Below are 14392 nucleotides of genomic sequence, written 5' to 3'. Positions count from 1 at the left end.
CATATTACTTAATGCGGTATTATTGCAAACCTTATTATAAAGAGCAGTGCTAATATATAAGTTATTGCATTCACTTCTTTTGCCTTTCCTCTTAAAACCTTCATCAATACATAGAATATTATTCCTGCTGCAATACCATTTGCTATTGAATAACTAAACGGCATTCCAACTATTGTTATAAAAGCTGGTAAAGCTTCCTCGAAATTTCCAAAATCAATCTTCTTTACTGATGACATCATCATAACACCAACTGCAATAAGTGCAGGTGCAGTCGCTTGAGAAGGGACAAGACCAATAAATGGAGCAATAATAAGTGCTAATATAAATAGAATACCAGTAACTAATGATGTTAATCCTGTTCTACCACCCTCTTCAATACCTGCTGCACTTTCAATATAAGTTGTGACAGTAGAAGTTCCAAATATAGCACCAACTGTTGTAGCAACAGCATCTGACATTAATGCTCTATCCATTCTTGGAACATCACCGTCTTTAGTAAGAATACCTGCCTTGTCAGCTAGTCCAACAAATGTTCCGATACTATCAAACATATCAACAATGGTAAATGTAATAACAACACCAAAAACACTAACTAATAGTGCTAATATTCCTTGGTTTTGGTGAAGCTTAAATAAACCTCCAAAATCAAAGTTGAATAAATCCAACGTAAATGAATTTACACTGAATTTAAATGTGCTTAAATCAACTACTTTAAATAAGAAGCTTAAAATTGTTGTAGAAACAATACCAATTATAACTGCTCCTTTTACTTTTCTTGCAAGAAGAATTCCTATTATAACCAATCCAATAATTGCAAGTAAAGCTCCTCTTGAAGCGATTATATCTTTATTTAAATTTACATCACTACCAAGGCTTTGAAATCCTAAAGTAAAATCGCCAAATTTTGGGAGCATCGAACCTTTGTCAATTTTTACTATCCCTGCATTCAAAAAGCCTATGAATGCAATAAACAAACCTATACCTGCTGTCATTGAATGTTTTAATGTATTTGGTATTGATTTTACAATTGCTTGTCGTAAACCGAAAAGAGTTATTACAATAAATAAAATACCAGAAAGGAATACTGCAGCTAATGCTTGTTTTGGAGTATATTTCATTTGCATACATACAGTATATGTAAAGAAAGCATTTAAACCCATTCCAGGTGCTAATGCAAATGGAAGATTTGCATATAAAGACATTACAAGTGTACCAATTGCAGCACTAATACATGTTGCGACAAAAACAGCATTTGTATTTAGCCCAGTTTGACCTAAAATATTTGGATTAACAAATATTATGTAAGCCATAGTGATAAATGTAGTAAAACCAGCAATTACTTCAGTTCTAACATCAGAACCATTTTCACGTACTTTAAAATACTTCTCAAACATAGAAAACCACCTTTCCGAACATTATTATTTTTTTAGCTACGAATGTTTATATATTAGATATATTAATAATAACAATAATATTCCAATAAGTCAATAAAATAAATGAACAAATTTTATTATTTTTCATTTATTATTCGGGCATTATAAAACAAAAAAATAGAGTGCCATTTAATTTGACACCCTATTTTATGTTTTATTCATTATTATTGCTAATTGGTTTTGAAAGAGTAACTTTAAATGTTTTTACTTGCCCATCTCTTAATACTGTTATTGAAACTTGGTCTCCTATTTTATGCTTTACAATTATATTTAAAAGATCATTGTAAGTTTTTATTTTTGTTTTATCAATTTCTGTAATAATGTCATTTTCTTTAAGTCCAGCTTTTTCTGCTCCAGTACCTTTATATACCTTTACTATATAAAGCCCAACAGGATTACCCATTCTATCTACATAGTAATCTACTGCAATACCTATAGTTGGCCTTTGAACTTGCTTATATTTTATTAAATCATCAATAATTGGCTTTGCGTAATTTATTGGAATAGCAAATCCCATTCCTTCTACACCAGTATCTGTTATTTTAGCCGAATTAATACCAATAACTTCGCCATCTTTATTTACTAATGCACCACCACTGTTACCAGGATTTATAGCAGCATCGGTCTGAATTAATGGTATTTGCATACCGTTATTGTAATCCAATTTTCTGTTTACTGCACTAACAACACCAAATGTTACACTACCTGCAAATTCTTGTCCTAGAGGATTTCCAATAGCTATTGCAAAATCTCCAACTTGAACTTTAGAAGAATCTCCTAATCTTGCAACTGCTGTTACGTATTTAGGATCAATTTTTAAGACTGCCAAATCACTTTGTGAATCTGTACCAACTATTTGAGCTGGGACTTCTTTACCACCAGAAAGAATTACTGTAACCGATTTAGCACCAGAAATAACATGATTATTAGTTATAATATAACCATCTTTACTAATTATTACACCTGAACCTTCACCCTGAGTTACTTCATATTGTTGTTCTGTCCACCAATCAGTTACATTAGTTTTATTTTTTATACCTATTACTGCAGGCCCTACAGATTTTGCAACTTGAGATACAAAAGATTCACCTGAACTTGATAGTAAAGCAGTTTTAGTTAAAGTAGCTGAGTTATTAATATTAGAAATATTTTGTGTATAACTTTGATTAGCTGTTGTTGATGAAAATAATTTATCTTTATTTACAGAAATATATCCAAAAAAGAATACTGTTATTAATATTGCACCAATAAGACCACCAATTAAACCAGAAATTAAATATCCTTTTGTTGAAGATTTCTTTTTAATTGTTTTTGGAATTTCATAGTTAATAGGACTATAAGTTGTTTGTGGGATATTATTTTCATTTTCATATTCAAATCTATCATCCATTTTCTCTCACCTCATATTTATTTTTTTCAATTATTATTTTAAAGGTATTTTTTTAAAAAAGTATTAATAAACTGTTAATAAAAAATAAAATTATTGTGTATTAAGTGTAAAGGTAAATTTTGTGCCATAACCTACTTTGCTTTCAACCCAAATATTTTGATTATGAAGTTTTATAATTTCCTTTACAATTGAAAGTCCTAAACCAACACCATTCTCTAAACTTCGTGATTCATCTACTTTATAAAATCTTTCCCAAATAAATTTTTGCATTTCATCTGGTATTCCAACACCTGTATCTTCAATAGATATAAAAGCTTGTTTATCAATTACTTCACATGAAAAAATAATACTTCCATCTTTTTTATTATATTTGATGGCATTATCAATTAAATTATGAATTACTCTTCCTATAAGTTCCCTATCACCTAATACAACTAGCTTTTCATCTATGTTGAAATCAATATATAAGTTTTTTTCTTCAATTCTTTTTTCAAAACTAATTAATTCCTCTGCAACTAAAGAATGTAATTTGAATTGAGAAATATTTAAATTTATTTTGCCCCATTCTAGCCTTGATAATTCTAATAATTGATTAATTAAGTTATTAAGTTTAATTGTTTCTTCTTTAATAATACTTAAATAATATTCATGTTTTGCTTCAGGTATTGTTCCATCTAGTATCCCTTCAAGAAAGCCTCTTATAGATGTCAATGGAGATCTCAACTCGTGAGATACATTTGCAATAAAACTCCGTCTCATATATTCTAAATTTTTCAGCTTTTCTGTCATATAATTAAAAGATTTTATTAATTCTCCTATTTCATCTTCTGAAGTAATTTTTACATCAATAATTTGATTAAAATCACCCTCTGCAACTTTTCTTGATACTAAAGCAAGTTTTTTAATCGGTAATGTTATTTTTTGAGTTAGAATATAAGTAATTATTAATACTAAAACAATCTCGAATAAAGTAATAACCCATACTATTCTATTAAAGATATCTAAAGTTTTTGAAATTTGGTTTATTGATGTTGTTAATAATAATCCGGCAATTACTTGATTATTTACAATTACTGGATAACCAACTACATAGTGCTCTTCAGATGAACCTATTGGAGTGGTTCTTTTACTTACAATGTTACTTGAAAAAATAATATCTCTTGTTTTTTTAATAAATTCAGGTTTTAAATTAATTAATCTGTCTGATTGAAGAACAATATTAGCATTCTTATTAATCATGATGATAGAGGCATTAAGATAATCTTCTAAAAAATTCATTTCAAAGCGGAATCTATCTCTATCCACAATACCAGTAACATACCATAAAGCAAATGATGATGAAATTTTTTCTGCTTCATTTAAAAGTTGATTCTGTTTTTGTTGTATAAAATAATATTCAACAAGATTGTTTAATATAAAACCGAATAATAAAAATCCTATAGTAACTAATATTGTGTATATACTTACCATTTTAACATATATTGATTTCATCAATTTCACGCCCTATATTTCAAATTTATAACCAACACCCCATACTGTTTTAATTTGCCAACCATTTTTTTCATTTTCTATTTTTTCTCTAATTCTCTTTATATGAACGTCAACAGTTCTTGTATCTCCTAAATAATCATATCCCCATATTTGATTTAATAGTTGTTCACGAGTAAAAACCTTATTAGGATGAGAAGCTAAGAAATACAATAATTCAATTTCTTTAGGAGGCATTTCTATTTCATTGTTATTTACTTTTACAATATATGTATTTAAATCAATCATTAAGTTAGGATGGACAACAATTTTTTCATCTTCCTTTTCATGTTGTGTTCTCCTTAAAACTGCCTTTACACGAGCAATAAGTTCCTTAGGTTCAAAAGGTTTTACAATATAATCGTCTGCTCCTAATTCAAGTCCCAATACTTTATCAAATGTTTCACCCTTAGCCGTCAGCATAATAATAGGAATATTACTTATTTTTCTAATATCTTTACATACTTCATAACCATCTTTTTTAGGTAACATTAAGTCTAAAATTACTAAATTAGGTGCTTCAATTTTAAATAAATTAACACCTTCGTTTCCATCATTAGCTATTATTATCTCATATCCTTCCTTTGAAAGATAGAGTTCTATTAAAGAAGAAATTTTTGGATCATCATCAATCACCAAAATCTTTGCCATATAAAAACCTCCTCTATTTCACCTTATATATTTCATCTATTGGTGATTCATTAATGTATTCAATACTACCATCTAATCTTATAAACTTTATTTCATTAGATTCAATTACTTCTCCAATAATAAAAGCATCTATATTATTTTGCTTTAATTCATTTAAAAGTTCTTCTGCTTTATTTGTAGTAATTAACATACTACCACTTGAAATAAGCTTATAAGGATTTATATTAAAATGTTCACATATTTTTTGAGTTATTTTATTTAATTTTATATTTCTCTCATATATTATAGCACCAACATTAGATGCTTTACATACTTCGTATAAAGCACCAAAAAGTCCACCCTCAGTTATGTCGTGCATAGAATTAGCATATTTCCTAGCAATTAACCCTTCTTTTACAACACATATATTTTTAATAAAATTTTTTGCTTCTGATATCAACTTATCAGGCAAAAATTCTTTTAATCTATCTTCAAAATCGTTTGCAATTATAGCAGTTCCTTCAATTGCTAAAGATTTTGTAATAATTATTTTATCTTTTACTTTAGCATTTTTGGTAGACACTAAATATTTATCTTCAGTTTTACCAAAACCAGTAGATATAATTATGGGTTTTGTAACATTATGAGTTACTTCACTATGTCCGCCTAATAAGGTAATATTTAGTTCATCACACGCAACTTTAATATTTTCTATTATTTTAGCAAATTCATTTTCTGAACTATTTGGAGGTAGCAAAATTGTAGAAAGAATGCCAACAGGAATAGCACCACTTGAAGCTAAATCATTACATACAATAATGACTGAAATGTAACCACTATTATTGTCTGATGCTGTTACAGGATCGCAAGTAAGTACTGCAATATTTCCAGAAATATCAACAGCTGCCGAATCTTCACCTAATGATGGATAAAGCTTTATTTCATCTTTATATTTTATATTATCAAATATATAATTTTTAAGTATATGATTTGGAACTTTACCTATTTCCATAAAAAGACCCCCTTTTAATAAATTAAAAGACTCTATCAGGTAAAAAAATATCAAATAGCCCAACAACAAATGATGAAATTAAATTGCTTAAAAAGGGTATTTTAATCCCTGTAACAGATAAATCTGCAAAATATAATACACCAAAAGTAACTAAGAATGCAATAATTCCTCTTCCAATTGGTGTTGTGTACAATGTTGTTATTCTTTCCAAAAAATAAATTGCAACAGTTATTGCAACAATTAATAAAATTCCTGTTATCCAATTTGAGAAAACAAAGCCAGGATAAATAAGTTGCATAAGTAATGCTAAAAAAGAAAGAACAATAAATCTCACAATTATTCCTAACCAAGAAGCATATCTTTTTTCAATCTTTTCTGACATAATAAAAGCACCTCCTATTTGTATCTTTTCACAAAAAGATACTATTTATTCATATCAGAAGGTGCTTTCATATATTTAAATTCTTTTAAATATTTACTTATATATATAAACATAGCCAACAACGCAAAACTTACTGCAATGTATAGTAAAAATCTACTTATTTCAATTTTTAACAACAATAAAATAATTGATAAATAAAACATAAATGTAGCTAGTTTACCATAAATATTAGCAGACACAACAATATTTACTCTTTTATATAAAAACAATGATCCAATTATCATTAAAACTTCTTTAAGTATAATAATAATTAGAATAACTTCAGGAATAAAGTTTTTTAACACTAAACACCAAAGCACAACAATAATAAGCAATTTATCTGCTAGTGGATCAATTAGTTTACCAAAATTTGTTATTTGATTATATTTTCTTGCTAAATATCCATCTAAGATATCAGTAAAACCTGAAAGAAGAAAAATAAATATTGAATAAATATATTTAAATTCATTATTAGAAAAAAATATAATAACAAATAGTGGTATCAAAAATAGTCTGAAAACTGTAAGGATATTCGGTAAATTCAACAAATACACCTCTTTATTCTTTTGTTACTTAAAAGATTTTATCATAAAATAAATAAAGCTTCTACTCTTTTATTTCAACTTTTTTTTCAACTTTTTCTAACTTTGAAATGGAAATCTCATAAGCTGTTCTCGTAACAACCTCTTGATCAGATATTTTCTTTTGATAATCTCTGCTTTGTATTCTTCCCCATACTCTTATATTATCACCAATTTCAAAAGTATTTGCGAATCTAGCATTTCGTCCCCATGCAATACATGGAATATAATCTGATTTCCCATATAATCTATTAACAGCAAGTAAAATGTCAGTTATTTCTCTTCCAAATGGAGTAGTTCTGTATTGAGGTTTTTTACATATATAACCATCTAAATAAATCTGATTTAGTGATTTAATATCACCAAATTCTTCTATCTTTTTGATATCTCTTGCAAAAACTGTTAATAATAATTTATTTCCACTTTCAGAAGTATTGTTATATGATCTAAATTGTCCAATTACTTCAATTAAATCTCCTTGCGAAATATTAAGATTAATTAATAATCTATCAGAAATAGTTACAATAAGATAGTCCTTTTGTTCTGAAAGTCTTGGAATTTCAATTTTACAAGTATAAAATTTCTCACCATAATTTTCATGACTGAATTCAAGATCAGATATAACCTTACCGCAAACATAAACTTTATTGTTTTCCAAAGGAACCTGTGTCATTTTAAAAACTCCTTTCATATGTTTTTTATATTTTTATCTTATTCATAAATTGGTGGTTTTAGAATTAAATATATTAAGATATATTTTTAATACTGTAATTAATGGAATATAATCAATATATTTTTTTGGTACATTAGTTATATAGTGGTCAATAACTTCTTGGATAGGTATTGTATTGTTATATATATCAGAAAATTCTCTCTGAACAGATAATGTGAATAAAATTTCATTATTTATTGAGTATTCAATACTTGAAACATTAATAGTATTAGTAGATAAAAAGCCAACATCTATTATGAGATTATTAAAGTAATTACCAAATAATTCTCCATTATATTGAAAAATAACTGCATTATCATTTAAATCAATATTATCAAAAAAAGTATTAGTAATATCAGTAAGCAAAATAATAACCTTTGTAAATCTATAAAGTTTATAAACAGGCTCTTTGGTGTAATATACAATATAATCATATTCATTATATTTTTCTATTTTTTCAAAATCATCATCTTTTAGAAAATAGATCTCTGATATTTTTTTACCCTTTTTTCGTAAATAATCAACAAAATATTGTTTAAAAAATTTGTTTAATGGTTTTGAGTAAATACAATTAATTGCAATCATTTTTTAATAAAGAAAACATTTTTATTTGTACTATTATTGTGGCAATATACAATAATTTTATTAATCATTTATTACCTTTTGCGTACCATTATGATCAATATAAAAATCTTTTTTATAAATAAGTTCAGATACTGTTACAAACGAATATCCTTGATTTTTTAAGTTTCTTAATATATCTTCTAAAGCATATTTAGTATTTGGTGCATTATTATGAAATAATATTATAGAACCACTTTTTACTTTACTCAAAACACGTCTTGTTATTTCATTTGCACTTAAATTTTTCCAATCTAATGAGTCTACATCCCATTGTATTACATAATATCCAAGTTTGTTTAGAGTAGAAATAAGTAGATTATTATAATCTCCGAAAGGAGCTCTAAAAACAATTGGTTTTTTTCCAATAATATTTATTATTTTCTCCTCACATGAATTAATATCTTGAATAATTTCTTGTTCGGACAATCTTGACATGTGCAAATGTTTATTTGAATGGCTTCCAATTTCATGACCCTTTTGGTGTATCAATTTTACATCATCTGGAAACTTGTCAACCCAAAAACCAACTAAAAAAAAGGTAGCTTTTGCATTATACTTTTCAAGGATTTTTAATAAATCTTTAGTATCATCATTTCCCCAAGCAGCATCAAATGTTAATGCAACTTTTTTATCACCTCTATCAACGCAATAGATTGGTAAAAGCTTATTTGGTTTAAATACTTCAACAGATAAATTATAGTATATATATATAACATATATAGAAAGTATTATAACAGCGGTAAATAAAATAACCCTAATTTGTTTTGAAAAATTAAACACTCTAAACATTTCTCAATTATAAAATAATTTCATTATACTTTATGAAAAATAAGTATATAATATGACATAAAAAAAGAGGCTTATTCGCCTCCAAATTTAGTATTAAAATTGAGCATATTTTTGAATAAATTGCTCTAATTCTAATTTTACATTTTTAATTTCATTTCTAAGTTGTTCCAATTTATATTCATGTTCCTTTATTTCTTCCATAATCTGATTTTTTCTCTTTTCGCCTTCTTCAACTGCTTGTGAGACAATATTTTCTGCTTTTTCTTGGGCTTCAATTAATAATTCAGCTATCTTCAACTTTTGATTATTTAATTCTTGATAGGCTAATTCAAGATCATTAAGTCTATTTTTCAACTCTTGATTTTGATTTATTAATTGTTCAATTTCCTTTTGTTTAGCTTCAATGTTTTTTTTATAATTGTTTTCCATATTATCAATATATTCAATTACTGCACTTGGTTTAAACCCCCTAAAGCTTTTTGAAAATCTATAAGTTGCCATAAAAATCCTCCAAAAAACTTTTATTTTATGTTTATTTTAACATAAAATAATATTTACTTACAATAAAATTACAATATTTAGATATCTAATAAGTCACATACAACTTGTTTCGCAAGAATCATCCCTGCAACTGGAGGAACAAATGATATACTTGCAGGTAAATGTTTCTTTTGCATATCCTTTTGAAATTTATAATCAGGTACTTTTGGAAGTTCTTCAGAAAATAGAACTTTTAATTTTTTAATTCCTATTTTTCTTAATTCAATTCTTACTTTTTTTGCAAGAGGACAATTATGGGTTTTATAAATATCTGTAATTCTAAATTTTAAAGGATCTAACCTGTTACCAGTTCCCATACAGCTAATTATTTTAATATTATGTTTAAATGCATAATTTATAATTGCAATTTTAGCTTTTACATCATCAATAGCATCAACAATATAATCAGTATCAACAGGAATACTTGTGATGTTATCTTGTGATATTTGAATTGGTATCTTGATAGCATTTATATTTGGATTTATATCCATTATTCTATTATATGCTACTTCAACCTTTGATTGACCTAATGTTTTTATTGTTGCAATTAACTGTCTGTTAAGATTTGAAATACTTACAATATCTTTATCTATAAGAACAAAATTCTCAATACCACATCTTGCTAATGCTTCTAAACAAAAACTTCCTACTCCTCCTAATCCAATAATAGTAATCTTTTTATTTTTTAACTTTTCAAAATTTTCTTTTCCAAGCAACATAATAGTTCTTTGGAATACATCGAATCTATCATACTCAAACATTCTAAAACCTCGCATTTATTAAATAAAAAAAACCCGTATAAACGGGTATTTTTCGAGAAACTCCACCATGCCGCTCTCAGGGAGTTATCCAGACCCTGCCCTGCAGGTGGGTATCCTGCCAAAAGCTTTACATTTCTTCTAAACACCAAAATGGTGAGAAGCATATGTGCCACTTTCGGACTCCGAATTCCCTTTCACGTTGATGTTGGCCTGAAACATCACCGTTTTGTAGCAAACACAGCAGAGTTTCTCTATTTGCTCTCTTTTATGATATTAATATATCACACTTATTGAATATTTTCAACTGGTTGTTGTTTACCATTGCTCCACTTTCCACATCTATCTCCCCATATAGCAATTACCTTATTATTATTAAGAATGTTTATTACTTCACAGTAATTACTACACCCTTTACATTCAAATCCTCTTGAATCAAAGGTATTTTTAATAAAATCAAACCCATAAAAGTTGGTATAAATACCTTTAGTTTTTTCTTTGGCAAGTATTGCAGCTCCAATTGCTCCCATTACATCAAAATTGCTAAGAATTATTATTTCTGTATTTAGTAATTCTTCAAATGCTTTTTTCATACCTAAATTTGCAGCAACACCACCTTGAAATATAATTGGCTCTTCAATTTGTTTACCTTTTGCAACATTTGAAATATAATTTCTTGCTAGTGCTTGACATAATCCATATAATATATCTTCAACTTTATGACCTAATTGTTGTTTATGAATCATATCAGATTCTGCAAAAACTGCACATCTTCCTGCTATTCTAACAGGATTTTTTGATTTTAAAGCAACTTCTCCAAACTGGTTTATTGGAATATTCAATCTTTCTGCTTGCCTATCCAAAAACGAACCTGTTCCTGCAGCACAGACAGTATTCATAGAAAAATCTATAACAATGCCATTTCTTATTATTATTATCTTTGAATCTTGTCCACCTATTTCTATTATTGTTTTTACATTTTTATATTGATTTATTGCAGCTTTTGCATGTGCTGTAATCTCATTTTTAACAACATCAGCTCCAAGCATTACAGAGGCTAAATGTCGTCCAGATCCAGTTGTTCCACATCCAAGAATTTTAAGAGTATTATCATACTTTTTTGAAATATCTATAATTGTTTTCTGCAACGTTTGAATAGGTTTACCTTCAGTTCTTACATATCTTTTTTCAAAAACATTATTTTCGTTATCAAGAAGGACAACATTTACACTAACTGAGCCAATATCAACTCCAAGATAACATTCCTTCATCTTTACATTGCTCTCCTTTATTTAAAATTAGATCTGCAAAAGCTTCAATTCGAGTTTTTATGCCCACTTCAGAAGAATGCTCATCTAACACAAGGCTCATAAATGGTATGTCTAAATCTTTATATGTGTTTATCATTATTGATTTTGCCATTATTTCAGGCATACATGTTAATGGGAAAACATGTATGATTCCATTATATCCTTTATTTTTAAATAGATTTGCAAATGCTATGCTTTCTCTAGCATGTCCTCCTATTATTCTATCAATTATTCCTTTTGAATTTTCTATAACTTCTTTATTATTTATATTTAATGCTGATTTTATTAAATGTTCTTCAATCCATGAAGAAATATATAAATTTCTATCTGTTTCAAATCCCATTTCTCCTAAAATTTTTTGAATATTTAAGTTTGAATAATCATCAATTATTGTATATATCTCTCCGATTATTGCTATTTTTGGTCTTTCTTCATCTACAAAAGCGATACTATCAAGTAATAAATTTGTTTGCATTATATATTTTTCAATTTCTTTTGAACCATGTAAATTAATAACATTATTTCTAAAAGTATTATATATTTTATCAACACTACCTTTTACTTTTTCACGTGGTCTCAAGTAATTTACCTTTCTTTCAAGTTGATCAACTAATTTGGCTATTTTGTAGGCTCTTTTTAGAGCAAAGATTGATTTATTATTAAAAACCCTTGAAACATTTGAAATAAAATTTTTTGTTCCATAAACTAAAGGTTCCAAAACAATAAAATCTACATTATAACCAATATCATTTAAAATTATCTTTTCTAATGACCCATAATATCCAAATCTGCAAGGGCCACAACCTCCAAGCATTACTATAGTATCAGCACCCATTTCAATTGCTTGAATAAAATTACCCAAATTTAGTTTCAGAGGCAAACATATAAATTCGGGTGCATATTTTGATCCAATCTCTTTGACTTTATCATTATTGTAAGGTGGAACTATAACTTGATGTCCTAATTCTTCAAAAAGTGTTTTAGCAGTTATATATAGATTCCCCATGTGTGGGAACGCTATTTTCATTTATTTTTTTCCTCCATTCTATCATATCTAAGAATGCCTCAACTCTTGTAATATATCCACCATACCCTGTATGTTCATCTAAAGTTATACAAAGATATGGGATTTTATTTTTATTACTGATTCGTTTTATTATATCCTCAAGAATAGAATCAATACCACAACCAAAAGACATAAAATAGATGATACCTTCTAATTTATTATTTTCTAAGATATATAAATATTTATTTATTATTTCATCAGCAGTATGCCAGAAAAAGGGTTTCAAAAGATTATAATTATAGAATTGTGGGATATATACCTCATGAACATTAACTGGGAAATAATTATTATCAATTATTACATTTTTTATATCATTAATTAAATATTCATCAAATAGAATATACTCATGTGCTATTAGCAAGATGGAATTTTTGCAAAGGCTATTTTTTTGAATATTTTTAAAAGGCAAATTTGAATATTTGTTAATAATTTTCTTAATATTGATATTATATTTTTTAATATCATTAGCTAAATCAAATAAAAATCTTTGTTTATTATTGTAAGAATCATAAAGATTTAATTCTGGAGATAATATTTTTGTGTTTTTGAATAAATTTTTGACTAAATCTACCATTCCGATTACCTTAGGGCAAGAATACTTTTTTGTATTCATAGATGTTAATCTTGGTAATAATAAAATATCAATGCCTTGTTCTATTAAATGCTCAACATGTCCTAAGAAGATTTTTGCTGGTAAACATAGTTCATCAATAGAAACTTGTATACCTTTTTCAAATATATCTTTTGTTGTCTCATTAGATATAACAATTTCTATATTTTCATTTATTTCTTTTAAAAAATTAGAAAAAAAATCCTCCATATTAATATATGCAAAGCTATTAGGATATCCAATAATCATATACATCACCATTTGCTTTTTTTATATTATTGCCATGTTTCTAATTTTTAAAATAAAAAAAAGCATGGACTTAACCATGCTTAAAATTTTTGTAGTATTCACAATATTGATTAATTGAACATATATTACACCTTGGTTTTTTTGCCATACATATTTTTCTTCCATGATAGACCATTAAGTTGCTAAAAATGGTATAGTATTTTTTAGGTATTATATCTCTCAATTCTTTTTCTATTTTTTCAGGATCAGAATGTTTTGTTATACCAAGTCTTTTAGATAATCTCATACAGTGTGTGTCAACAATAATTGATGGTATATCAAATATATTAGCTAAAATAACATTTGCAGTCTTTCTTCCTACACCCTTTAGTTTAATCAATTCTTCAATATTATCTGGAAGGTTACCACTATATTTGTTAATTAAAATATTAGCTGTTTCTATTATATTTTTTGCTTTATTTCTATAGAAACCTATTGCTTTAATTTCACTTTCTAGTTCATTAATATTTGCTTTTGCAAATTTTTCTAAAGTGTTATATTTACTAAATAAATCCTTTGTTATTTTATTTACCATAGAGTCTTTACTTTGAGCTGCTAAAATTGTTGCAAAAAGTAACTCATATGGTTTATTATATTCTAAAGTACAAACAGGATTTTCGTATTCTTTTAATAATGTTTCTATTATTTTTTTAACAATAAATTTTTTATTAATAATGATCACCTCAATCTAAGAGAAAGGA

16 protein-coding genes and 1 other RNA gene are annotated in these 14392 nt (G+C 26.7%); all 17 read right to left on the bottom strand.

Annotated features, from left to right (window positions below; all coding sequences use genetic code 11):
• Nucleotides 1-8: 8 nt before the first annotated feature.
• The 17 genes from ACAG39_01435 to nth all read right to left on the bottom strand — a co-directional run bounded on the left by ACAG39_01435 (nt 9) and on the right by nth (nt 14364).
• Nucleotides 9-1394, bottom strand: a complete 1386-nt coding sequence (locus ACAG39_01435; protein MEZ0535890.1) for an NCS2 family permease — start codon at nt 1392-1394, stop codon at nt 9-11.
• A 193-nt stretch (nt 1395-1587) separates the two neighbouring features.
• Complete coding sequence (locus ACAG39_01430; GenBank protein ID MEZ0535889.1) at nt 1588-2823, bottom strand: S1C family serine protease; 1236 nt, start codon at nt 2821-2823, stop codon at nt 1588-1590.
• 90 nt (nt 2824-2913) lie between these two features.
• Complete coding sequence (locus ACAG39_01425) at nt 2914-4314, bottom strand: sensor histidine kinase (protein ID MEZ0535888.1); 1401 nt, start codon at nt 4312-4314, stop codon at nt 2914-2916.
• Nucleotides 4315-4326: 12 nt separating this feature from the next.
• Complete coding sequence (locus ACAG39_01420; protein MEZ0535887.1) at nt 4327-5001, bottom strand: response regulator; 675 nt, start codon at nt 4999-5001, stop codon at nt 4327-4329.
• 13 nt (nt 5002-5014) lie between these two features.
• The gene (locus ACAG39_01415) at nt 5015-5992 is read right to left on the bottom strand and encodes an AIR synthase family protein (protein MEZ0535886.1); all 978 of its coding nucleotides are present in this window, start codon (nt 5990-5992) and stop codon (nt 5015-5017) included.
• 22 nt (nt 5993-6014) lie between these two features.
• A complete protein-coding gene (locus ACAG39_01410; GenBank protein MEZ0535885.1) occupies nt 6015-6374 on the bottom strand; it encodes a hypothetical protein in 360 nt (119 codons plus the stop codon).
• Nucleotides 6375-6415: 41 nt separating this feature from the next.
• Nucleotides 6416-6961 carry a CDP-diacylglycerol--glycerol-3-phosphate 3-phosphatidyltransferase gene (gene pgsA, locus ACAG39_01405; GenBank protein MEZ0535884.1) on the bottom strand — a complete coding sequence of 182 codons (546 nt, stop codon included), beginning with the start codon at nt 6959-6961 and terminating at the stop codon, nt 6416-6418.
• A gap of 58 nt (nt 6962-7019) precedes the next feature.
• Nucleotides 7020-7667: a single-stranded DNA-binding protein gene (locus tag ACAG39_01400; GenBank protein MEZ0535883.1), complete on the bottom strand. Its 648-nt coding sequence runs from the start codon at nt 7665-7667 to the stop codon at nt 7020-7022.
• Between the two features lie 42 nt (nt 7668-7709).
• Entirely contained in the window at nt 7710-8291 is a 582-nt protein-coding gene (locus tag ACAG39_01395; protein ID MEZ0535882.1) for a hypothetical protein, read from the bottom strand.
• A 60-nt stretch (nt 8292-8351) separates the two neighbouring features.
• The gene (pdaB, locus tag ACAG39_01390) at nt 8352-9119 is read right to left on the bottom strand and encodes a polysaccharide deacetylase family sporulation protein PdaB (GenBank protein MEZ0535881.1); all 768 of its coding nucleotides are present in this window, start codon (nt 9117-9119) and stop codon (nt 8352-8354) included.
• Between the two features lie 93 nt (nt 9120-9212).
• On the bottom strand, nt 9213-9620 hold the full coding sequence (locus ACAG39_01385) for a DivIVA domain-containing protein (GenBank protein ID MEZ0535880.1): 408 nt from the start codon (nt 9618-9620) through the stop codon (nt 9213-9215).
• Between the two features lie 77 nt (nt 9621-9697).
• Nucleotides 9698-10420, bottom strand: coding sequence for a ThiF family adenylyltransferase (locus ACAG39_01380; GenBank protein ID MEZ0535879.1), 723 nt, complete (start codon nt 10418-10420; stop codon nt 9698-9700).
• A 55-nt stretch (nt 10421-10475) separates the two neighbouring features.
• Nucleotides 10476-10670: non-coding RNA, 6S RNA (gene ssrS, locus ACAG39_01375), on the bottom strand.
• 37 nt (nt 10671-10707) lie between these two features.
• The gene (locus tag ACAG39_01370; GenBank protein ID MEZ0535878.1) at nt 10708-11688 is read right to left on the bottom strand and encodes an acyl-CoA dehydratase activase; all 981 of its coding nucleotides are present in this window, start codon (nt 11686-11688) and stop codon (nt 10708-10710) included.
• Nucleotides 11663-12754, bottom strand: coding sequence for an acyl-CoA dehydratase activase-related protein (locus ACAG39_01365; protein ID MEZ0535877.1), 1092 nt, complete (start codon nt 12752-12754; stop codon nt 11663-11665). The genes ACAG39_01370 and ACAG39_01365 overlap by 26 nt, the downstream gene beginning before the upstream one ends.
• Nucleotides 12708-13652 (bottom strand): acyl-CoA dehydratase activase-related protein, encoded by a 945-nt coding sequence (locus ACAG39_01360; GenBank protein MEZ0535876.1) that lies wholly within the window; start codon nt 13650-13652, stop codon nt 12708-12710. The genes ACAG39_01365 and ACAG39_01360 overlap by 47 nt, the downstream gene beginning before the upstream one ends.
• Before the next feature lie 70 nt (nt 13653-13722).
• Entirely contained in the window at nt 13723-14364 is a 642-nt protein-coding gene (gene nth / locus ACAG39_01355; protein ID MEZ0535875.1) for an endonuclease III, read from the bottom strand.
• Between the last annotated feature and the right edge of the window lie 28 nt (nt 14365-14392).

This window comes from Caldicellulosiruptoraceae bacterium PP1 (genome assembly GCA_041320695.1).
GTDB lineage: Bacteria > Bacillota > Thermoanaerobacteria > Caldicellulosiruptorales > Caldicellulosiruptoraceae > JBGGOQ01.
Note: the sequence above shows the minus strand (reverse complement) of the source record. Positions and strands in the feature narration are given on the sequence as shown.

Bases quoted from the DNA above. Each gene is read 5' to 3' on its own strand.
- ACAG39_01435 (MEZ0535890.1), bottom strand. From the start codon at position 1,394: ATGTTTGAGAAGTATTTTAAAGTACGTGAAAATGGTTCTGATGTTAGA.
- ACAG39_01430 (MEZ0535889.1), bottom strand. From the start codon at position 2,823: ATGGATGATAGATTTGAATATGAAAATGAAAATAATATCCCACAAACA.
- ACAG39_01425 (MEZ0535888.1), bottom strand. From the start codon at position 4,314: ATGAAATCAATATATGTTAAAATGGTAAGTATATACACAATATTAGTT.
- ACAG39_01420 (MEZ0535887.1), bottom strand. From the start codon at position 5,001: ATGGCAAAGATTTTGGTGATTGATGATGATCCAAAAATTTCTTCTTTA.
- ACAG39_01415 (MEZ0535886.1), bottom strand. From the start codon at position 5,992: ATGGAAATAGGTAAAGTTCCAAATCATATACTTAAAAATTATATATTT.
- ACAG39_01410 (MEZ0535885.1), bottom strand. From the start codon at position 6,374: ATGTCAGAAAAGATTGAAAAAAGATATGCTTCTTGGTTAGGAATAATT.
- ACAG39_01400 (MEZ0535883.1), bottom strand. From the start codon at position 7,667: ATGACACAGGTTCCTTTGGAAAACAATAAAGTTTATGTTTGCGGTAAG.
- ACAG39_01395 (MEZ0535882.1), bottom strand. From the start codon at position 8,291: ATGATTGCAATTAATTGTATTTACTCAAAACCATTAAACAAATTTTTT.
- pdaB (MEZ0535881.1), bottom strand. From the start codon at position 9,119: ATGTTTAGAGTGTTTAATTTTTCAAAACAAATTAGGGTTATTTTATTT.
- ACAG39_01385 (MEZ0535880.1), bottom strand. From the start codon at position 9,620: ATGGCAACTTATAGATTTTCAAAAAGCTTTAGGGGGTTTAAACCAAGT.
- ACAG39_01380 (MEZ0535879.1), bottom strand. From the start codon at position 10,420: ATGTTTGAGTATGATAGATTCGATGTATTCCAAAGAACTATTATGTTG.
- ACAG39_01370 (MEZ0535878.1), bottom strand. From the start codon at position 11,688: ATGAAGGAATGTTATCTTGGAGTTGATATTGGCTCAGTTAGTGTAAAT.
- ACAG39_01365 (MEZ0535877.1), bottom strand. From the start codon at position 12,754: ATGAAAATAGCGTTCCCACACATGGGGAATCTATATATAACTGCTAAA.
- ACAG39_01360 (MEZ0535876.1), bottom strand. From the start codon at position 13,652: ATGATTATTGGATATCCTAATAGCTTTGCATATATTAATATGGAGGAT.